Source organism: Paenibacillus albidus (assembly GCF_014644435.1).
Lineage (GTDB): Bacteria > Bacillota > Bacilli > Paenibacillales > Paenibacillaceae > Paenibacillus_AQ > Paenibacillus_AQ albidus.
The window spans coordinates 1-21,950 of record NZ_BMKR01000063.1 but is presented as its reverse complement, the minus strand read 5'-3'; the positions used below and the strand labels follow the sequence as shown (position 1 = coordinate 21,950).

General features: G+C 46.7%; 17 protein-coding genes. 7 read left to right on the top strand and 10 right to left on the bottom strand.

The annotated features are described in order from the left end of the window. Positions 1–428: 428 nt before the first annotated feature. The 3 genes from IEY53_RS35600 to IEY53_RS33510 all read right to left on the bottom strand — a co-directional run bounded on the left by IEY53_RS35600 (position 429) and on the right by IEY53_RS33510 (position 5,878). The gene (locus IEY53_RS35600) at positions 429–1,421 is read right to left on the bottom strand and encodes a helix-turn-helix domain-containing protein (RefSeq protein WP_229696510.1); all 993 of its coding nucleotides are present in this window, start codon (positions 1,419–1,421) and stop codon (positions 429–431) included. A 179-nt stretch (positions 1,422–1,600) separates the two neighbouring features. Further along, on the bottom strand, positions 1,601–2,995 hold the full coding sequence (locus tag IEY53_RS33515) for an MATE family efflux transporter (RefSeq protein WP_229696509.1): 1,395 nt from the start codon (positions 2,993–2,995) through the stop codon (positions 1,601–1,603). 222 nt (positions 2,996–3,217) lie between these two features. Next, positions 3,218–5,878 (bottom strand): glycoside hydrolase family 78 protein, encoded by a 2,661-nt coding sequence (locus IEY53_RS33510; RefSeq protein ID WP_189032504.1) that lies wholly within the window; start codon positions 5,876–5,878, stop codon positions 3,218–3,220. A gap of 148 nt (positions 5,879–6,026) precedes the next feature. Between IEY53_RS33510 and IEY53_RS33505 the strand changes: the two genes are divergently transcribed. Then, positions 6,027–6,899, top strand: a complete 873-nt coding sequence (locus IEY53_RS33505; protein ID WP_229696511.1) for an AraC family transcriptional regulator — start codon at positions 6,027–6,029, stop codon at positions 6,897–6,899. Positions 6,900–6,984: 85 nt separating this feature from the next. On the opposite strand, the gene IEY53_RS33500 is transcribed toward IEY53_RS33505, so the two are convergent. The 5 genes from IEY53_RS33500 to IEY53_RS33480 form a co-directional block, all read right to left on the bottom strand. After that, positions 6,985–8,979 (bottom strand): sucrose-specific PTS transporter subunit IIBC, encoded by a 1,995-nt coding sequence (locus IEY53_RS33500; RefSeq protein WP_189032500.1) that lies wholly within the window; start codon positions 8,977–8,979, stop codon positions 6,985–6,987. A 19-nt stretch (positions 8,980–8,998) separates the two neighbouring features. Continuing rightward, positions 8,999–10,477: a glycoside hydrolase family 32 protein gene (locus tag IEY53_RS33495; protein ID WP_189032498.1), complete on the bottom strand. Its 1,479-nt coding sequence runs from the start codon at positions 10,475–10,477 to the stop codon at positions 8,999–9,001. Positions 10,478–10,596: 119 nt separating this feature from the next. Next, positions 10,597–11,595: a LacI family DNA-binding transcriptional regulator gene (locus IEY53_RS33490; RefSeq protein WP_189032496.1), complete on the bottom strand. Its 999-nt coding sequence runs from the start codon at positions 11,593–11,595 to the stop codon at positions 10,597–10,599. Positions 11,596–12,237: 642 nt separating this feature from the next. Continuing rightward, the gene (locus IEY53_RS35595) at positions 12,238–13,845 is read right to left on the bottom strand and encodes a DUF4179 domain-containing protein (protein WP_229696508.1); all 1,608 of its coding nucleotides are present in this window, start codon (positions 13,843–13,845) and stop codon (positions 12,238–12,240) included. After that, complete coding sequence (locus tag IEY53_RS33480; RefSeq protein WP_189032494.1) at positions 13,845–14,348, bottom strand: RNA polymerase sigma factor; 504 nt, start codon at positions 14,346–14,348, stop codon at positions 13,845–13,847. The genes IEY53_RS35595 and IEY53_RS33480 overlap by 1 nt, the downstream gene beginning before the upstream one ends. Positions 14,349–14,576: 228 nt before the next feature. On the opposite strand from IEY53_RS33480, the gene hflK reads away from it, so the two are divergent. Together hflK and hflC are read left to right on the top strand one after the other, a co-directional pair. Next, on the top strand, positions 14,577–15,623 hold the full coding sequence (gene hflK / locus IEY53_RS33475) for an FtsH protease activity modulator HflK (RefSeq protein ID WP_189032506.1): 1,047 nt from the start codon (positions 14,577–14,579) through the stop codon (positions 15,621–15,623). Beyond that, the gene (gene hflC, locus IEY53_RS33470) at positions 15,620–16,486 is read left to right on the top strand and encodes a protease modulator HflC (protein ID WP_189032492.1); all 867 of its coding nucleotides are present in this window, start codon (positions 15,620–15,622) and stop codon (positions 16,484–16,486) included. Before hflK ends, hflC begins: the two co-directional genes overlap by 4 nt. Before the next feature lie 154 nt (positions 16,487–16,640). On the opposite strand, the gene IEY53_RS33465 is transcribed toward hflC, so the two are convergent. Further along, a complete protein-coding gene (locus IEY53_RS33465; RefSeq protein ID WP_189032490.1) occupies positions 16,641–17,690 on the bottom strand; it encodes a zinc-binding alcohol dehydrogenase family protein in 1,050 nt (349 codons plus the stop codon). 125 nt (positions 17,691–17,815) lie between these two features. Between IEY53_RS33465 and IEY53_RS33460 the strand changes: the two genes are divergently transcribed. Continuing rightward, the gene (locus IEY53_RS33460; RefSeq protein ID WP_189032488.1) at positions 17,816–18,193 is read left to right on the top strand and encodes a winged helix-turn-helix transcriptional regulator; all 378 of its coding nucleotides are present in this window, start codon (positions 17,816–17,818) and stop codon (positions 18,191–18,193) included. Beyond that, on the top strand, positions 18,194–18,952 hold the full coding sequence (locus IEY53_RS33455; RefSeq protein WP_189032486.1) for a hypothetical protein: 759 nt from the start codon (positions 18,194–18,196) through the stop codon (positions 18,950–18,952). It abuts the gene before it with no gap. 519 nt (positions 18,953–19,471) lie between these two features. Here the strand turns inward: IEY53_RS33455 and IEY53_RS33450 are convergent. Then, the gene (locus IEY53_RS33450) at positions 19,472–20,680 is read right to left on the bottom strand and encodes an IS110 family RNA-guided transposase (protein WP_189032484.1); all 1,209 of its coding nucleotides are present in this window, start codon (positions 20,678–20,680) and stop codon (positions 19,472–19,474) included. A gap of 322 nt (positions 20,681–21,002) precedes the next feature. On the opposite strand from IEY53_RS33450, the gene IEY53_RS33445 reads away from it, so the two are divergent. After that, positions 21,003–21,398, top strand: coding sequence for a VOC family protein (locus IEY53_RS33445; protein WP_189032482.1), 396 nt, complete (start codon positions 21,003–21,005; stop codon positions 21,396–21,398). A 164-nt stretch (positions 21,399–21,562) separates the two neighbouring features. Then, positions 21,563–21,922, top strand: a complete 360-nt coding sequence (locus IEY53_RS33440) for a hypothetical protein (RefSeq protein WP_189032480.1) — start codon at positions 21,563–21,565, stop codon at positions 21,920–21,922. Positions 21,923–21,950 lie beyond the last annotated feature (28 nt).

Sequence of the window (21,950 nt, the reverse complement as noted above, 5' to 3'; positions counted from 1 at the left end):
AAAACACCTACAGAAATAGGCCAACCAGAAGTTTTCCGGTTGACCTAATAATACGAAAAAGACACCACTCTACAGCGGAGCCTCTTTAACCCTATTCCCAGAACATTTCCTCTTCCTCATTTCCGTCCCAATGCTCCCAAACGGTCGGTAACCAAATTAAGCAAACTATAAACCTGTATTAAGGTTTAAAATCCAAAAACCCTGCGATCAGTATCCGTAACCCGTTGCTGACGCTATCGACTTTCCATACACCATTCTTAAATACGAGAGTGATCGTCCGATCCTCGACATATTGATCTTCTGCTGTTAGTCCATTTGCCAATATAACTGATTGCGAAAGCGTGGCGGAAGTCTTGCTGCTATATACTGGCGAAGAGGCTGGTGCATCATAGATACCCACTGTATTCAAGCCTTTATTATGACCGCTCTCAGCGGAGATTTCTGAAATAATGGGAGGGTGCTGCACCGTATTTCTGCCTGAACTTCTCGGCAAAATAGCTGGGGTTGTTAAACCCGCACATAGATGCAGCAGTTGTTATATTCATCCTAGTGGTTTCCAGCAGATGATAGGCCGCCTCCAGTCTGCATTCAATAATATAGGCATGCACCGACAGGCCAAAGAGTTGCTTGAAACCCTTTTTCAGCTTGAATTCATTCAGGCAGATTTGTCTGGAGAGCTGACTGAGGCTTGGAGCAGATAATAAATCCCGATCAAGGATCTCTTTAGCCAGCAATAAAGAATCGATATCCGGTTGAGACATTTTCGAAAAAGCGGATAATCCCTTTTTGGATTCATGCATGCATACTGCTGTCAGTTCCAATACTTTTCCTTCCAGATAGATTCGTTTGAGCTTCTCTTCATAATCACAGCGCATGATGTCTATAAGGATACGCTTCATCGCTGGAGTCACAAGATGCTTCAGAAAGGGCTTGTCTGCTGAATCCATAGAACCCATAACCACTTGAGAGACAGGATGAAGCTGATCTCCGGGTAAGCGTGATGAATCCATTTTGACAGTTATTCCTTGAATATGACTGCCTGCGTGATACTGGCCGAGGGCTAAGGTGGGTTTATGACCAAATACGGACATCTCACCCGCTTTTAATTCATACGTCCGTCCGGAAGCTTCTTCTCTCCAGTCCACGGAATCACCCAGGCAAAAACTCCACTTTATACTGTTGTCCTGTTCCCTGCTGCTCATCTGCGTGTATTTATGAAAGCTCATGTCGCAGATCAATAATTCCAGAAACGAATTGACTCTGATTCGCTCCCAGTAGCCTTGACCTATCTGTTCTGGAACCTGTAACCTTTGCAACTGAGCAGGCTGTTCGCGGTATAAATCATTTAGTCCGTTTGTCAGAGGACAAGAGGTAATTTGCAGGTTCTTAATCTCATACCAGTTTGATTTATGGACATTCATAGTATTCTCCTTTGAATTGCTTCTACTATAAAACACTGTGCTTTGATCCATCGTATTGATAATCATTCTCAATGTCAATAAAAAGAAACGGATGCCTATTTTATTTAAAGGAAGGCATCCGTTTCTCGTAGAAATATAAAAACTTGGAGTGGAATGTAGACTCTTTGATCTGACAGAATTTATAAATTGAGCATGGCTGATTCAGGCTTGCCTCTAAGCAAAGAGAATTCTTTGCCGACGAGGATTACTGTCCATATCACGATTACAGCATCTATGGCAAGCGACCCCCAATACACACCGGCAACCCCTATCATTCTCGGCAGGAGCAGCATAACCGGCACATAAAAAACAAGTTGTCTTGCAATGCCGATGACAGCCGCTGGCTTCCCTTTATTGATCGAAGGAAACAAGGTCATGGCCATAAAAATTAGAGACAATAACGGCAAAACCGCCATATTCACCCGGAAGTAAAGGATTTCTGTTGCAGTAAAAATCTGCTCCGGCAGCATTAATCCCAAGATGGACACCGGTGAAATCATGGACGCCATCCAAAAAGGCAACGTCAGCAGCATGGAGACGATGGTGAATATTTTGTAGGCTTTAATGACCCGCTCATACTTTTCCGCTCCGAAATTAATCCCTATAACCGGCTGCAGTGCACGCATTAATCCGAAAATTGGAGTAAGCAAGAAGGTGAATACCCGATAGACTACACCATAAAAAGCGATATCCGCTGTGGCCCCATACCTTGAAAGTGTATTGAATACAATAACAGCTTGTACAAAATTCATAAAATTCATGATGAAAGAGGATAATCCGAGTCCAACCATGGATTTAAGAGTAGCCCCATCACGATATACCGCAAAAGCTCTGGATTTGAAGGATGCATAACCTTTGCTAAAATAGATCCACCCCAGCAACGTGTAGACAAACATTCCAATATTGGTAGCCCACGCTGCTCCTTCAACGCCTAAACCGAGCATGGCAACGAGCACGTAATTGGACAAGATATCAAACGCCAGACCGATGCCCATGACCACGGCTGCCGATTTCATTTTTCCTTCTGCACGCACAATCATGTTGGCTGCCAATCCATAAATCCAGAAGAATGAACCTATGACAGTAATTCTGAAATAGCTGTCTCCAAGAATTAGAGCCTCGCCTTCCCCACCCATAATCCGTACTAAGGGTGTCGAGAACAACAATCCCAGAATCATATAGACAAGGGTTATTACAATAGATAAAAAGTTAACATTCCCCATCAATCTTTCCTGTGTATATTTATCCTTCCGGCCTATGGCAATACTTAACACCGAACCTGCGCCAACTCCGATCAGCGAGCCAAGACCCAGACTGATCTGTGTCAAAGGGTAAGCTACGGACACACCGGCCAGTGCCGTTTCGCCCACATAACGGCCTACGAATACCGCTGCGATGACTGCATTTAATCCATAGAGGACCATTGCGATAATGGCGGGCCATGAAAGTTGGTACATAATCTTCCATAAGCTCTCATTTAAAATCAACTGCGTTTGCTTTTCTTTGCCGCTTTCGGCCTGGTGCATATTGCTCATCGTTAGTTCCTCTCCCTTACTCTGTATCTTATTTGTATACCTGCAATAAAAAGTGCTACTGAACCAAGAGTAAATGATATTTTCACCTGCCACTACCACAAAACGGATTCTAATGATCCTATTTAGGATTTTCTGCGCCGAACTTCCGGATTAAAAAGCAAAAAAAAGAACCCATTTACTGACTTGGGTTCTTTAAAAGAGAGTGATAGTATCTGGCTGAATCTAAGCAATCAGCGAATATCTGAATACATATTCCCCAGAGCCTAACTCTACCCTAACTGCATTTTCTAATTGTTCAAAAAAATGAACACCGACGCTTTGCTCCAGTGGCAAGCCACTTTCAAGAACATCCGTGAGCGCGGCCTGAGGCAGACAGACGGTAGCAGACGAATTGGGAGGGATCGATACCAGCCATTCCATGTGCCCGGTATTCAGCTTCCACTCCGAAATAATTCTTCCGTACCTGGATTCCAGTTCTCCTCTGGCTGAGGTCAGCCCTCCTCCCGGATGGGGTTCAATCCGAAACTTCTTATACCCCGGGAACGCTTCATCCAGTTCAATACCAGCCACATAACGGTACAGCCAATCCCCAACCGCTCCATAGGCATAATGGTTAAAAGAGTTCATATCCTTGCTCCAGAAGCTTCCGTCTTCCTTAATTCCGTCCCAATGCTCCCAAATCGTAGTGGCGCCCTTGGTCACCTGGTAGAGCCAGGACGGGTAATCGGTTTGCAGCAGCAGCTTGTATGCCGCATCATGATGGCCGGCTTGGCTTAAGAGCAGATTCAGGTAAGGAGTACCCACGAAGCCTGTTGTAAGATGGTGTTTGCTCTCCTCCAGTAGCTCCAGAAGTTTGGCGACGGTACGTGTCCGGGCCGGTTCCTCCACCAATTCGAACATTAAGGCCAGCACGCAAGCGGTTTGCGTGGGTACGGATAAACGGCCGGATGGGGTTACAAACTCTTCGTTAAAGGCTCCTTTGATCCGTCCATATAGTTCCGAATACTGCGCCGCATCTCCGGTGTGTCCCAGCACCTCCGCCGTCTTCCGCAGCAGCATCACCGAATAGGCGTAAAAAGCAGTGGCGATCAAATCCCTATCCGTAGCGCCGACATAACTGTCAGGTTTGGAATCGAGGCCGAGCCAGTCCCCGAAATGAAAGCCCGTATTCCACAGCCATTCATTGTCCCCCTGCTTGCGGACGTACTCCACCCAGTTTTGCATGCTTGGATACTGCTGCTCCAGAATGCGCGTGTCCCCATAACATTGATAGATCACCCAAGGGCAAATCACGGCCGCGTCTCCCCAGGCTGCGGAAGAATGCTGGTCTTCCCCCAGTACATTCGGAATCACAAACGGTACACCCCCGTGATCCAGTTGATCGGCAGACAGATCCTTTAACCATTTGGTGAAAAAAGGCGCCACATTCATCAGATACGCAGAGGTGCGGATGAACATCTGGGCATCCCCGGTCCAACCGAGCCGCTCATCCCGCTGCGGGCAATCTGTGGGAACATCGACAAAGTTACCTTTTTGCCCCCATAAGATATTGTGCTGGAGCTGATTGATCAGCGGATCGGAACAGGTAAAAGAGCCGGTTGGCTCCATATCCGAATGGAGCACAACACCTGTGAAGTCCTCCAGTGAAAGGTTCCCGGTAAACCCTATCAGCTGTACATAACGAAAGCCCTGGAACGTAAATCGCGGCTCAAAGCTTTCCCGGCCTCCGCCTTTTAGAATATAAGTCACCGTCTGCTTAGCGTTCCTCAAGTTGTCCGTATAGAAATTGCCCTCGGCATCCAGCACCTCGGCATGGCGCAGCTTCACTTCACGCCCTTGCTCTCCTTCCACCCCAAAACGCACCCAACCGACCATGTTCTGTCCAAAGTCGATCACCGTCTCCCCCGCCGGTGTTGTAAATAAACTTTGAGCTTTGATTTCCTCGATTCGCCGGACAGGAACATTCTCCTGCGCAACCAGGATATCTTTGCTGTGAGTAATAATCTCGGCACCGACCCAGGTGTGGTCATCATATTCGGCCTTGCTGAAGCCGGGCAACTCCAGCCGGGCATCATAGGTCTCGCCATGATACAGTTCGGACATGAGGATAGGCCCCTTGGCTGCCTTCCAGTGCTGATCCGTAACCACCAGTTCCTCTTCCCCATCTTCATAGGTAAGATGAAGCTGCAAGAGCAAGGCTGTGCGATTTCCATAAATATGCTTCCGCTGCTCCCAGCCCAAATTCCCTTTGAACCAGCCGTTCCCGAGCCAAGAGCCTACGGCATTCTCTCCAACCGCCAGCATCTCCTTAACATCATAGGTCTGGACCTGCAAACGATGATCGTAGCTGGTCCAGCCCGGAGTCAGGTAAGTGTCGCCAACCCTGGAGCTGTTCAATTCCAGCTCATACAGCCCCAGACTGGTCGCATAGATTCTGGCCCTCGTGAGCGGTCTGGCCACCTTAAAACTCCGGCGTAGCAGCGGGCCCTGTTCGGCCTCGGTGTCCAGCTTCGAGAGCGGGGCGCTGATCCACTCGGCTTTCCAATCCTGCGCTTCCAGCAGTCCCATCTCCCAAAAAGCAGCGTCAGACCATTCCGAGACACGATTCTGTGTGTCCCATACCCTGACGTGAACATAATAACGTTGCCTGGATTGCACCCTAAGCTCCTTTAATTCCACATGATTGGATTGATCGGAGTCTACTTTGTCCGACGTCCATAGCAGATGGCCAAATCCAGGTTCCGTTGATACCTGAATTTCATAAGCCTGCTGCATGACATCTCTTTCCTCCGAATGAAGCTGCCAGCTGATTCTGGGGTGAAGAGTATCCAATCCCAGCGGATTTTCCTTATATTCTGTGCGCAGTTGTTGTACAGTCAACATCCTATCCCATCCTGTCTCCGGTAGATTTCACTATAATTATCAAGCGCTTTCTTCTATAATTATATGAAATTAGAGTCGGCAGATGACCTGTAATCAGGACATTTCACACCCGTAAAAAGGACTTTTTAGGAGATAGAAAGGAGTGCTTATGAAACCGTCTACCGACACCCTGAGCGGCGAATATTTTTTCAAAGATAATCTGTTCCTCTACATCAACCGGGTAACGGAAAGTTATGAGCTGAGTCTCCATTCCCATGACTTCATTGAATTTGCATTCGTGGCCGAAGGCAAAGGCTTCCACTACATGGAGGACGAAGTCCAGGCGGCCTATAAAGGACAGCTGTATTTCATTCCCGTAGGCGTCTCTCATGTCTTTCGTCCGTCCTCGTCCGATCCGCTGAAGGAACCTTTGGTGGTCTATAACTGTGTATTTACACCGCAGCTGCTGGATGGCCTCTCCCCTGTGATTTGGGACCCGCAGCTATCCACTTATCTCACCCCATTGCGGGAACAGCATATGCCCTTTTATTGTATCAACGATCTTAACAGCTCTATCGAAAATATATTTCTGGCGCTCCACAGGGAATACAGCCTCCCCCAAAGCGGGTCGAATACCTATTTGCTGACACTGCTTCTCCAGCTGCTGGTTACCATTTACCGGTTGCGAAATGATGAAGTCCAGCTTCCGCTGAACAAGCCGGCCCAGTTCCTCCAGGTTCTGCACTTCATCCAGCAGCATTATGCGGACAACATTACACTGGCCCAGCTTTCCCGCACCTTCGACTGGAGCGAACGCCACCTGCAACGCCTGTTCCACAAGCATACCGGCCAGACCTTCCACCATTTCCTGCAAAACACCCGCATCCAAAAAAGCTGCGGGCTGCTTATGCAGCACCCGCAGTTTTCGGTTCAGCTCATTGCTGAGCAGGTAGGCTATCAAGACACCAAGACTTTCAGTTCCGTTTTTAAAAGGATTGTGGGTAAAACGCCGGGGCGGTATCGGGGGGAGATGGGAGTGTAGGGGGATTGCCCCACTCCCGATTGTACTTCAGCCCGAAATTCACCCAGCTGAGCCACTTCCACTTATCCTGAGATCAGCCTCAGCATCAAGAACCGACGGGGACCGTATATTTCACTTGCATCGCCTTATCGAGCCCGGCAACCACCATTCCTGGAGAAGCGGAGTTTACCTCAATCACGTTGTCAATACCTACGGGCACGATAACCGGAGTGACTGTGGACAGACCGGCTCCGTGGATGATGCCTGGGTCGAATTCCATAAGTAATTGACCAGCCTTCACCTGCTCACCGGTATCCACATGAAGCACAAAACCTTCTCCCTTCAGAGATACAGTGTCAATTCCTGCATGTATGAGCACCTGCACTCCACCAGTGTGCTCGAGAATCACAGCATGTTTACTTTTCTTAATCACATGAACCACGGTTCCGTCGAACGGCGCGTAAATCTTGCCTTCGCTAGGCTCGATTGCGATGCCTTCTCCCATTTGTTTGTCCGCGAACCCAGGGTCAGGCACCTGATTCAGAGTTACCAGCTTTCCTGTGACGGGTGCAAGTACCGTTAGAATTCCCGGCTTATCCACCAACTCAGCCAAAGCCGGAGCGAAGACAACAGCAGGCGCACTTAAGCTGCCTTCAGTCTGTGCCGTCGCCAGCGCTGCTCCATCAGTCCCTACCGTCTGTGGGGCTGCATTTGCCGACACCTCATCACGATAGCCGAAGAGCCAGGTAAGCGCGAAAGCAACGGCCATCGCAACCAGATTGCTCAGAATGTACAGCGTAAGCTGGCCATTCAGATACAGCAGGGTTCCGGGAATCACCGTGATGGCCATGCCGGTGCCAGCCAGCTGGAACAGCGAAGCCAGGAAGCCGCCAACCGCACCCCCGATGAGGCCCATCACAAATGGCTTCATGTATCGAAGGTTCACTCCGAATATCGCTGGTTCAGTGATACCGAGCAGAGCAGACAGTGAGGACGGCAGTGCCAGCGCCTTCAGCTTGGCATTTTTCGTCTTCAGCCCGACGGCCAGACAAGCGGCGCCCTGAGCGGCCATTGCACAGGTAATGATCGCGTTGAACGGGTTAAAGCCCGTACGTTCCAGCAGCTGAATCTCCAGAAAATTGAAAATATGGTGCACGCCAGTCACGACAACAATCTGGTGCAGCGCCCCAATCAGCAGGCCTGCAATGCCAAAAGGCAGATCAAGCACATAAGTGGTTGCATTCAGTACGGCCGTCTCCAGGGAATGGAACAGAGGTCCGATGGCGAACAAGCCCAGCGTGATCATGAGCAGCAGAGTAAGGAATGGCGTCAAAATCAAATCAAGCGCTTCCGGAATACGCTTACGTAAAACCTTCTCCAGCTTCGCCCCGATCAATCCCATAATAAACGCCGGCAGCACAGACCCCTGATAACCTACAACCGGGATGAATCCAAAGATTATAAGCGGTTCCGCAGTTCCTCCCGCAACCGCATAGGCATTGGGCAAGGCCGGATTAACCAGCATTAACCCGAGTACAATCCCGAGCACGGGACTGCCGCCAAACACCCGGAAGGCTGACCAGGCCACAAGCGCAGGCAGGAATGCAAAAGCAGTGTCCGTGAGCACTTGGGTGAACAGCAAAAAGTTGGACGAGATGTCTTCGGGCGTGAGCCCAAACAATGAAAGAATCTGGGGCTGGGTAAGCAAACCGCGCAGTCCCATAAACAAACCGGTAGCTACAAGGACCGGGATGATGGGAACAAATACGTCCCCGAAGGTACGAACAGAGCGCTGGAACACATTCCCCGCTTTTTTCCCCTGCTCCTTCACATCTTCCTTGGAGGTACTCTGAATGCCCAGTTGCTCTACTGCCTCAAAAATCCGGTTGACGGTGCCGGTGCCGAAAATAATCTGATATTGTCCGGAGTTAAAAAACGCCCCTTTGACTTTGTCGATGCCCTCGACCCGCTCTTGATCAATTCTCTCCTTGTCCCGCACCATAATACGCAAACGGGTGGCGCAGTGCGCGAAGGAGACAATGTTCTCTTCTCCCCCTATAGCCTGCACAACCTGCTTGGCGATCGTTTGATTTTCGTTCATCACGCTGTTCCTCCCCTTATCATTCAATCTCCCACTGGACAACCTGGAACTCCGCACCGCCGCCTTCAGCAAACAAACGGATGCCTGTGCTTACCTGTTCAGGAAAAATTCTCGCCGAAAATACCGCTTCTCCGTCATTTACAAACACTTCAACCGAAGATGTGTCCACAAACATATGCAAGGTTAGCATCCCGTCCCTAAGAGCAATCATGCGGCTCCGTTGCGTCCCGTACTCCAGAGCAAGACCTTGACCGGACTCGGAACGGTCCAGTACTACTTTCCCCTCTGCGGAATCGTAATAGATCATCGTTTTCTCACTGGGGCCGACACGGAATTCAATTCCAAAGCGCTCAGCCCCATCCTCCCGGATATGGGCCAGCAGCTCGTAGACTGTGCCTCCAAGCTCTTGCATGTCCGCTGCCTCACTGTCCATTATCTCGTGCGCCTCGGTCATCCGCCCCCGCTGCGCGGCGAGTTCCCTGGCCGGGCGCTGAATCAGAGTGCCGTTATTCAGGGTCAGCTCGCGGGGCAAAGTCAGACAATGCGCCCAGCCGTGCTGATCCGTAGGATAATCTATCTCCGGTAGACCCATCCATCCAACCAGCAGACGTCTGCCGTCGGGAGCCTGGGTCGTCTGCGGAGCGTAAAAATCAAAGCCAAAGTCAAGCTCCCGGAATTCACCGTGGTCGAATTCCCTGTTAGGCAAGTGTAGCGGCTCTCCCATAAGATATCCCGACTGATAAATATTTCTGAAGCTGTCGCCCTTCGGCTGAAGTCCTTGCGGAGAAAAAAGAAACACCGCCGCTCCGTCCAGTTCAAAGTAATCGGGACATTCCCACATATACCCAAACTGCTTCAGCCGGGTACCTAGCTCTCCTTCAAAACGCCAATTACGCAAATCTGGAGAACTGTACAGTACCACGCAACCTGTATGATCGTTGCGTTGAGCGCCGATGACACAATAATAGCCCTCTTGGACCCTCCATACCTTAGGATCGCGAAAATGTTCCGTATAACCGGGCGGTACATCGGAGATCACAGGATGTCCGAGCTTGGAAATCTTTCCATCCTGCTCCATTACAGCCATGCACTGATATGGAATTCTGATCCACTCCTCGGTGCGGCTGTTGCCGGTATACATCATGAACAGCTTGCCATCCTTCTCAATCGCGCTGCCCGAGAACGCCCCATGTGAATCATAGTATCCGCCCGGAGCAATGCCGATACCAAGGTTCTTCCAGTGCACCAGATCGGATGAAGAAGTATGGTACCAATATTTCATGCCATGCTGCGTGCCCAAAGGGAACCACTGGTAAAACAAGTGGTATTCTCCTTCGTAGAAAGAGAAGCCGTTAGGGTCATTCAGTAATCCCGCCTCCGGCTGGATATGAAATTTTTGTCTCCACGGACAACGTGCGGCCAGCCGTTCAAGCGCTTCCTGCTCACCCGGCTCGGCTTGTTCGATAAGCCGATACAACTGTTCTCTGCCCATTTTCATCGTCCGACTCTCCACTATCCGTTTTAGGTATATTTTATTCGGAACCGGTTCCAATTGACTGAAAAAGAAAACCTTTTTCCAATATCACTTTGAAAAAAGGCACGGAACCGGTTCCAATATTATTTTATGCTGATTTCAGGTAAATTGTCAACGCTCTCTCGCTCAATAATTTCGCAGCCGGAGATCGAAACTTTGGCGACATCTTCCCCGTTCACCAAAGCTATGATATTGTCTGCAGCCAACTTACCCGCTTCTCTGTAAAAAAATCTCATCGTCGTCAACGCTGGATGAACGATCTCGGTAACCTCATAATCGCCAAATCCGGTCACAGACACCCCCATAGGAATAGGGATATGTCTGAGTGAGGCCGCCTTCATTACCCCAAGAGCGATATTGTCGGTCGCGCATACGATAACTGAAGGTATCCTGTCCTCGAACAGCAACTCTGCAGCCGCCACTGCCTCATTCATCCTGAACCCGGAGGTGTAGAATCTTACATCGCAATCCCCGTATTCCCGAAGTGCCCTTTGGAAGCCTTCCTTCCGCCTTACACCTACCGCGATATCTTGCTCCGTAACACCCAGATAAGCGATACGACGGTGGCCCTTTTCCAGAATATGCTTGCCCATCAGATAACCTCCCATTACGTCGTCATGAATGACACTATGGAGGTCTGAATGCTGCTGTCCAATCAGCATAGCCGGGATATTGCACTCCTGGACCGCCTTCAAGTGCCGATCAGTCACTTGTGCAGCCAGTAATAGCAGACCAGAAATTTTTTGCCGGGCCATGTCATAAATGAATTCAATCTCCCGCTCCACATCCTGGTTGGTATTGGCAATGAGCAGCTGATACTGGCGTCCACGCAATTCATCGTCTATTCCCATTAAGGTCTGGGAGACTGCATAGGAGTCCAGGCGCGGAACGATTGTGCCGATAATGCTGGTCCGCTTTGCCTTCAGACTCTGAGCAAATGTATTGGGTACGTACTGGTTCTGCTTGATGATGTGCTCGATCTTTTCTCTCGTCGCTCCACTGACAGAACCGCCGTTCAGGTATCTTGAGACTGTGCTTTTGGCCACACCTGCCGCACGGGCGATATCAATGATAGTTTTCATTCTCAGGCTCCTAGCTGGATTTTTCTTTCGTTTACATCCATTTTACCACATGAAAACTTATTGAAGCGAAGCGCGGGAAATACAAAGGCGTTGTTTTCGGTTCAACTCATCGCAGAGCAGGTTGGCTATCAAGATACCAAGACTTTTTCAGTTCCGTGTTCTAACGGAGGTGGGTAAGACGCCACAGCACTATTACCCGCATAAATGCCATAGAGACTTGGAGGAAAAGGCATTCCGAAGAAGAGTTTGAAGCGCTTGAAGCGCTACTGGACTTGTATGATCATACCCATGGGATGGAGTTAGCCTCATCCTTCACCATCTGATAGGTCCCTTCACGATCTATCCGCGGCTGATGCGGACAGGAAATCCCTTATTGGAGAGGATTCGGCTATTCAGCAGGATAAACGGACAGAGATTCCGCTAATTGTCCGATCTCCCCTCATTCTAGGCTCAATCGAACGATATAACGGCTCCTGAGTCCGAATTCGCCAGGAAAGCAGACTTTTTCGCAAAATAAGCTCTTCTCTGTCCGCTTTGCTCCGCTGATGGAGCCCAATCTACCTGCACCGCTATATCATCTGAAGCTTCCAAGATATCCACACGACCGAATCAAAGGGCAGGTCAAAACACTAGCTTCATGTATTAGAGTTTAATTTCTGCGTTCCGGCTGGGGTCGCTGTATCTATAGATACCAGGGTTCAGTTCAATCGTTTCGTCCAATGGAATATCTTTGTAGCTATCGAGATTAAACCCTGTAGAGACCATACCCTTAGGCGTAATTTCAGGTACCACTTCTTTGCCATTAATACGTAACGTCGTTTGGCTAACTTTCTTGAACCCAGGAGAGTTGGAAGTGGACTCGACCATCAAATTTTCGCCCTCCGTATAATACTTGAATTGAATTTCAAATCCATCCACATTAAGTTTGGTGAATTGCTTTTCTTTCTTAGGTGCATTTAGAGTGATCCAATTCTTGGACGTATCACGTTTCTCGATGACAGCATCTTTCAAGATAAGCTTCATTGGAACATCAGACCAGTTCTTATACCACTCCGGAGATTCAAAATGAAATAAATGCTGATAATTTCCGGGATCTCCTTTCAAAGTCCAAACCCCAGTAATGGTTTGATCACCTATAACCAACTGTGGCGTTTTATAGTGGACATTTCCTTGCTTAAGTGAATCTTGTTCGTCTATTAGAATTTGGATATTCAAAGGGGTAACCACCAGCTGTTCTAAAGTTACACCTGTCTTTTCTTGAAATTCAGGACTGGTATGAAGATTTTTAGTGTAAATAGCCTCACTTGCTTTTTCCCCATCTGCTGTAAAATCGAACGTCCAAGTGCCCGAAATCCGTTTTGCTTCTTCAGTGTAACTAAGATGAAGGTTTGCATCCTTCCAATCATTTTCGGTCATATTGAATACCTGTTCAATATACAAATCCGAACCTTCGCTAGGCATAAGGGTTGGAATTGCTTCTTTCTCTTGACCACCAGTATGAACTACCAAATATGGGGTGCCTTGGTCCATGTCAGACGGTGAGGCAGCGACCTTATAACGGATAGTGGTTTTATTTGAAGCTTGTCGAACGGATTCGATATGAATAGTTGGATACTGCGTAACTCCGGTAACGATCGTATCTCCAGCTTGATGACTAACTTTTAAGGGAATTTCCCTGTTACGGTAAAAAATAAGATTCTGTGCCTCAAACTTGTAATCCTTTTTATCATCCTTTAAGGTGTCTGGTGTTTCGTAAATACCAATGAGTTTCTGGCTCTCGGGGTCGTACTCCAAATAATCGTAGACCTTTTCCTTGGCACCGGATTCATTAGTTATGGTATTTTTCTCAGTAGCAAAACCAATGTATTGTGTTAGATCGGTTTTAGGATCCAGAGATATAAGCATTTTCATTTTTTCTCCATCCGTCACAACACCGTTCAAACTCATTGTCACTCCTGAACTGGAAGCTTTAAGATCGTATTGCTGACCAATGCCGTTATTTAATGCATTCGTCACACTACGGCCGCCAATTTTATCCCAATTTATTGTCACACCAGCGAATACAGGAATGGCGACCAGCAGGAAACACGAGAATACGATACTCATGGGAACAACCTTCATCCTATATCTGGGAGTCTTCTGTGAGGGCTGCAGATTGACTTGGCGTTTATAGGCTTCTTTTTCTATGGCTGTCCACATCAAATTATAATCCGGCTGAGGAATATGCTTATCCTTTTCAATATACTTCATTAACTACTCATCTCCTTTAGTTGAGAGCCACCCATTCTATTTAACAGCTTAAGTCCCTTGTTTAGTCTGGATTTTGCAGTTCCTTCGGGTATGTTCATCACTTTTGAGATCTCGGGTACCGTCAAATCGTTTATAAAACGAAGGACTACTACCATTCTGATTTTGTCGGGAAGCTTACTATATAACCCTTGTAGTTCTTTTTTAGTTTCCCGTCGATATAAACGCTCTTCTACAGGGCTCGAATCCTGAGACCTGGATAGTAAATAATTGCTTAGTTCTTTCATTAATCCTGTTTTACGTCTTTTAAGAACACTGTTGCACTCATTCGAAGCAATTCGTAAAATCCACGATTTCAGGTTCCTTACCTTTGATCGGTCAGCCAAGATAACTTTGACAAATACCTCTTGGCAAATATCCTCTGCATCTGCCTGGTTTTTCATCAAATAGTAACAAAAATAATAGACTTGTTCTTTATAGAGTTCGAAAATTTCCCGGTCAGTCATTCTGCTGCACCCCCTTTTTTTGTTCTCATCAATAAGACTTTTAATCGTATGTAATCGTTCATTTTATTTATATAGGAGGTGAATTACATCCTAAGCAAGAGAGAAATGCAGCAAAATTAAGAAAGCTTGACCAAAACTGTAAAAGTTGCGACTTTTTTGTCTTATTTACGTATATGATCCTTTATAGAGACTTAAATAAGCAAAAAGGAGCGATGCATCTTGAATTTCATGAACCAGAATGGCGACAATCCGATCCGCAGGCGCAAGCTGCCGGAGCTGAAGCCGGGAATGTACAGGAAGATTGGAATGGGGGTAGCTGCCGCCATTGTGTTGATTTTTCTCGGCTCCTCTTCATTCTACACCGTGCAGGAGCAGGAACGTGCGGCTATCCTGACGTTTGGCAAGTATACCAACGAGACCTCGGCAGGTCTGCATTTCAAATGGCCCTATCCTATCCAGCAGGTGATCACAGTACCGGCGGAGCTGACCCAGCGTATACATATTGGGTACCGCCAGGAAAAGGACGGTTCCGTCGCGGTTGATGATGAAGCGATGATGATTACGGGCGATGAGAATATCGTATCCGCCGATGCTGTGGTGCAGTGGAAGATCAGCAACATCCGCGATTATCTGTATAACATTGATGACCCCGACAAATTCCTGCGCAACTCGGCAAGCTCCTCGATCCGTGCGGTCATTGGTTCGGAGAAGCTGGATTATGCGATTACCGACGGAAAGACAGTTATTCAAGACAAGGTTAGAGTACTGCTGGTCGACCTGCAGAAGAAATACAACACCGGCATCCAGATCATTGATATCAAATTCCAGGATATTGAGCCGCCAAGCGGTCAAGTAGAGGAAGCCTTCCGCGAGGTAACCAATGCCCGTGAAGAGAAGAATACGAAGATCAACAACGCCAAGAAGTATGAGAACGATATCATTCCGAAGGCACGCGGGGAAGCGCAGGCGCTGCTGGAGAAAGCCGAAGGCGAGAAGAAATCGCGTATCCTGAACGCGCAGGGGGATGTAGCCCAGTTTAATGCGATTTATGCCGAATACAGCAACAATAAGAGTGTCACCGAAAGCCGATTGATTCTGGAGACGCTGGAGACGATCATGCCTAATGCCAAAATCTTCATTACCAACTCCAATAGTGATACCGTGAATTATCTGCCGCTGAACGAGCTGATGCGCAGTGCTTCGGACAGCTCGCCTGCTCCATCAGCTGCGACTCCGCCTGCGTCGGCCGCACCGCAAGGAGGAGATGCACAATGAGAAAAAACCACTGGATTACCCTGGTATCATCCGTCGTTCTAGTTATCCTGCTTGCCGGCTCCATGTATATAGTGAAAGAAGGGGAATACAAGGTAGTCCTCCGTTTTGGTGAAGCGATGCGCGCCGTGGAAGAGCCTGGATTGAAGCTTAAGATTCCTTTTATTGAGAATGTCTCGGAGCTCCCAAAGTATCAGATGACGTACGAAAGCTCGCCAACCAGCATCCTGACCAAGGACCAGAAGCCGATTGTTGTTGATAATTATACGGTCTGGAGAATTACCAACGCCTCGCAGTTCCTGAGAACCGTACAATCGGTAGGCGGCGGGATTCAGCGTATTGATGAAGCTGTATATAACTCCGTGCGCCGCAAGCTGTCTGAGGTCAACTATGAGAATATTATCAGTGAGGACACCGGACGGGGCAATATCAACGATGAGATTACCAAAGACGTAATTGCTGCCTTGACCCGTGATAATTACGGGATTGAAGTGATTGATGTGCGGATCAAACGTACCGACCTGCCGGAAGAGAACAAACAAAGTGTCTACAACCGGATGATCTCGGACCGCCAGTCGATTGCCGCGCGGTATCTGTCCGAAGGTGACGAGGAATCCAGGAAAATCACCTCCAAGGCCGACCGTACCTCCAGAGAGCTGATGGCCCAGGCCGAAGCCGACTCGAAAAAGATTATCGCCGAAGGCGAAGGGGAAGCCGCCAAGATCTACAATCAGGCCTACGGCAAGGCCCCTGAGTTCTACAGCTTCTACCGTACACTGGAGAGTTATGTGACTACGCTCAAGAATGAGCCGGTCATCATGATGCCGATTGATTCGCCTTATGCCAAAATATTGCTGGGGCAATAACTTTATCTTGTGTTCCTACTTAGGACCCTGCGGGGATAAAGAGATTTCTCGAGTCTGATGCGTTACCTGAAAGGTAAATAACTCTCCGATTATGGAGAGTTATTTTTTCTGAAGAGATATTATAGCACCTGTGTCGTTCACTCGGCTGCCTTTGTTAGAAATTTTCCAACACAATCTTTCCTATCGATCTTCCGGTTTCCATTTTTTCATGTACTATACGCAGGTTTTGTGCATTAATGGGTTCCAGGCGTTCAGTTAAAGTAGTTTTTAACTTCCCATTATCGATTAATTCAGCCAGTTCATTCAGCAGCTCGTGTTGCTTGATCATATCTTTGGTCTGGAACATTGACCGGGTAAACATAAGTTCCCATACAAACGTGACACTTTTAGAGAAAAGCAGGTCCATATCCAAGCTTCCCGTCCAAGATGTTTTATCAGTAGGAACGATTGAACAAATCTTACCTTGAGGGGTTATGACCTCTGCCATATTCGCTAAATGTTGTACCGTGTCATTTAAGCAAAATATATAATCCACGGTCTCATATCCGATATCCTTAAGTTGCGTGGCAAAATGACTATTGTGGTTAATTGTAAAATCTGCCCCTTGATTTTTGCTCCACTGGATTGACTCCGGGCGTGAAGCAGTACCAATTACAGTTAGACCTGCCCATTTGGCAAGTTGAGTAGCAATCGACCCTACTCCTCCTGCTGCTCCGATAATCAGTATGCTTTTATTATTGTTTTCTTCTACGCTATGATTGATTCCTAAACGATCAAACAAACCCTCCCAGGCAGTAATTGAGGTAAGCGGTAAAGCGGCTGCTTGTGCGAAATCCAAACTCTTCGGTTTATTTCCCACAATTCTTTCATCTACCAAGTGAAATTCACTGTTCCCCCCTGGGCGGGCCACACTCCCTGCATAATAGATCTCATCTCCGGGTTTAAACAACTGACATTCAGGTCCAACCTGTTCCACGATTCCAGCTACATCCCAACCAAGAATTTTGGGTGCTCCTTCTTCATAGTTGTTATTCTCTCGCATACCCAAGTCGGCAGGGTTAACCGAGATGGCTTTTACTTCTACCAATAGATCACGGCCTGCAGGAAGCGGTTTTTCTATAAACAGATCAACCAGGCTCTCCGGATCGGATATTGCGAGATATCGGTAAGCACCGACTGCTTTCATTTTTTGGTTGTTGCTCATATTTTTCTTCCTTTCAAATTGGGTTATCGTACATTTGAATTATATGTTGTATACTTACTTTAGGAAAGTAGGCATAATTTTATGATATAGTATTAAAAATCATACCATCGTAAGGGGCGCGGCTAATGGGAGATCGGAGAAACAAATACGGGACTAGTCCAAATATGGAAGGATGTCCTGTGGAGACAACTCTGGATGTGATCGGGGGGAAATGGAAAGGGATCATCCTCTATCATCTCATTGACGGAACGAAAAGATTTAATGAATTCCGGCGTCTCAATCCGGGGATTACACAGTTTATGCTTACACTCCAGTTACGGGAGCTGGAACGGGATGGCATCATCCATAGAGAAGTTTATAAAGAAGTTCCGCCCAAAGTGGAATATTCACTAACTGATTTTGGGAGAACGTTAGAACCGATCATAGTATCTATGAAAGAATGGGGGGAGATTTATAAAATCAGACTTAACGAAATTAGAACGCCACAAGGGGAAGATGTATGAATGCATGTTCAGAAAGATGAGGGGATGGAGACTTATGGGATGAGAATGTATACAGACCCTAGAGGCGAAGCTTACGAGCAGGTAATAGGTTTGGCCATACGGAACTCGGAATATTTTGTGCTTGGGGAGAAAATTCCAGCTGATGTGGTACGCGGCCATTACACAAGTGTACTGGATGCACTGGAACCTTATCTGGTGAAGACCATCGTAATCCAAGGCGACAATAGGGATGAACTTACGCAAATAAGAAATACCTATCGCAGTAATGCTTTTTATACCGCGGGAACCTACTATTTTTATAGATGCTGCGAAGAAAGCGGGAACCTTCTAAAGCAAATGGCAAACCGCCTGTCGGATTGGATTTATCCAAGCCTGCCGGAAGACTTGTGTTTCTTGAAGGAAGGTGGCGGAGACTACCTATACTCAGTTGTGCACGAGCATATGTATGGTATGGAAGTAACTGAGGAAGAAGCAATCGAACTAATGGATCGAATTACAGGACTTTTTTTGGAATTAAAGTCTCACCGGAACCTGGATCGTCTGCTAGATGATGCCATTAAACATAAAACCGACTGGCTGTATATAAGTGGACATGGGCTGACAGAGCTGCCTGAGCGAATCCGGGAGCTTACTGAGATGCGTGATATGGAAATTTTTGAACAGGATCTTTATCGTCTACCCGAAGGCCTGTTCAAATTAAGCAAGCTTGAACGCTTGAGAATCATGACGGCTGATTTGGAGAGTATTCCGTATCAATAGCCAGGCTGAAGAACCTGCGAGAGCTTTGCATCCAATGTGGAAGCACGGATCGGCCGAGTATCGGGTATCGGGTCAAGCCGAAGGAAGAGATCAGCCTAAACCGCATCCCACCGGAGATTGGAGAGCTGGAACAACTGGAGCAGCTTACGATTCAATACACCTCAATCCATGAACTACCGCCCGAGCTAGAGAAGCTAAAGCACCTGCGAATCTTGGACTTAGGAATGTGTATGATCAATCGGAAGCCTGATTTCCTCCATCGTATGAAGCAACTGAAATACATTAACGTGCCACGGGATTCTTTATGGACAACGATTGAATCAGAACAGTAGCGCACAACATATCATGAGGCCGCCGCGGACCAATCGGGCGGCCTCGTTAAGCTATACGATACCAGCTAATAGCTTGTCAAGATTACCAGTAAAGTGATTCTAAATCATGTGGTATAGTTAAAATGAGCATGCAAAATAACCCTCCAATTTCCGTAGTATCTTGGAAGGTTATGCCAAAGAAAATCTTTTAAATTGGACGAAATTCCTTTTTGTTTTTCAAGATTGCATAGAGCCAATGGACGAGTTTATTTGCACATGCGATTAGAGCTACTTTATGTGGTTTTCCTTCAGCTCTCTTGCGTTCATAGAACGCTTTGATTCGCATATTTCGGGAGCGTATAAGTCCACACTGAACAGCCATCACGAGCGCGTAACGCAACTGCCTGGAACCACGTTTCGTGATTCGGTTTCGAGTCGCTGTAAACTTACCGGAAGCAAAGACACTCGGGTCAATGCCTGCAAAGGCTACTAACTTCTTAGGATGATCAAATCGGTCGACTTCTCCAATTTCAGATAAAATTGTTGCAGCAATTTTATGACCAATACCGGGAATCGACTGAATTAATTCATACTCTTCAATTTCTTCAGCCAGAGCATCTATGTTCTGTTCCAGTTCAGCAAGATGCTCTTGGTATTGAAGAATAAGGGTAATAAGAACTTTCAAATTGATTAAATGACTTGCGTACATGGTTTGCTGAAATGGGTTTTGTTTTGCTGCATCTACCAGTCGTTGAACCCGTTGGTTAATCCAGTCCTCTGAACGCCCCCGTTTCGAAGAAAGCAGTTCTTTCATCTTAGCTCTGAGTGCAACTTCATCCGTCTGCAGAACTGAATATGAGGTTGGGAATTCACTTAAAAACCGCAGTGAAACACCGGAATACATAGCTCCAAACACGCCTTTATAACCCGGGAAAACCTGATCTAAAACAGCTTGGAATTGCAGTTTAGTCTGTACACACATCTTTGAAAGAGACTCATATTGCCTTGTAAGATAGCGCAGATTGAGAAGTTGCACACCTCTTTTCTTAAAAGGTTCAAACTCTTCCCTGTAGTACAACTCACCCAATAGGTAAGCGTCAGCAGCATCCGTCTTTACTTTACGAAGCTGAGACTTTCTAAGCCGATTGGAGATGAGCGGATTAATGACAATGTAAATATAGTGATGTTCCTCTAGAAACTGAACAACAGGGCTTTGGTAATGTCCTGTTGCTTCTAGAATAAGCAAAGGACGTTGTTTGGATACCGATTCAACGTCCTTTAAAACTTGATGTAGATTTGCTAGGCCATCACGAGTGTGCTCGAAGTGGAATGTCCCTCTGAAGGGCTTTCCGCGTGCTAAAAAGGCTTGTCCATGACTTTCTTCTTTTGAAATATCTAGACCGACAACTGGATTCATACATCTCATCTCTCCCTTTAAGTTTAGATTCACCGGCATCCCCTACGGTTCTTCTTGTCGCTCCATAGCATCGCTTGTTATACGGGATCTTACGTCCCAACCAGCCTCAATCATGGTCATGACAAGTAGGGGCGAACACTATAGCGCTCGGGATCAAGTCCCACGGGCAGGTACGTTCGACCAGGCTACCTTAATCCTCTATGCAAATGAAAAAAGGATCAACCAGAAAGAACTGGTTGATCTCATAATACGAACGGGCAGGATAATGCGATAGCCACATTGAAATAACTTGGAGATAAGTTTATGAGAGGGGCTGAGCAGTATGGAAAATGGGAGGATCTTAGGAATCGCATATAATGTAATTCCAGTTAAAAATGCAAAAAAATCTGGAGAATGGTTTGTCAGTCACTTTGGTTTTAACATCAGAAACGATAGAGGAAATTATATAAGTTTATTTAGGGATAACCGCCCAATAATTGATTTAATTGAATCTGATAATGACACAAGAGCGGTTTTTGAAGTAAACGGACGGTCAAGGTGGGTTGTAACATTTTTTACAGATGATATTGAATCATTACACATGAGACTAACATCAGAGGGAGTTACTGCTACACAAATTAGCAATGAAGGTATTTACGGAAAGTTTTTCGTTTTTGAGGATCTGGATGGAAACTTATTTGATGTATGGGAGCATAAAGATTGTGAGTTAATCTTTTAAGAAAGCAATCTAAGCTAACGGGAAACGTTAGCACCATTGAAAATAGTCAGCCGAGATCATCGGTTGACTGTTCAGCTAACGGGCAGGATAGCACAGCAAATGTGTTGAATAGATCACATATAATTAATGTAGATTGTAAGTTTTGGGAAGGAGGTTGAATTAAAATGTTCATTACTCTTAAGAAATGGCGAGCAATTGTTATGTGTATACTTCTTTCGCTTCCTTTTACTTTAGTAAACTTCAGTGGATATCTAAAAGGGAATATCCCTAGTGTATTCCAAGCAATTTCTTCAATAGTGTTTCTTCTAATTTGGTTTATAATTGCGTTGTCCATGAGCCAAAAGAACATGGATATAATTAAAATTTCATCGTGGTTCTGGGGTGGTGGTGCAATATTATCTTTCTTGGGCTATTTTGCTGAGATCGGATTTATATACATCCCTGCACTCTTAATATTTGCTGGACCATTATACGGATTAAGATATTTTCTAACTCAAACTTCGCAGCTTGAAATGGGCAGATAAGCCTTAAGATAACTGGGCAAACCGGCGA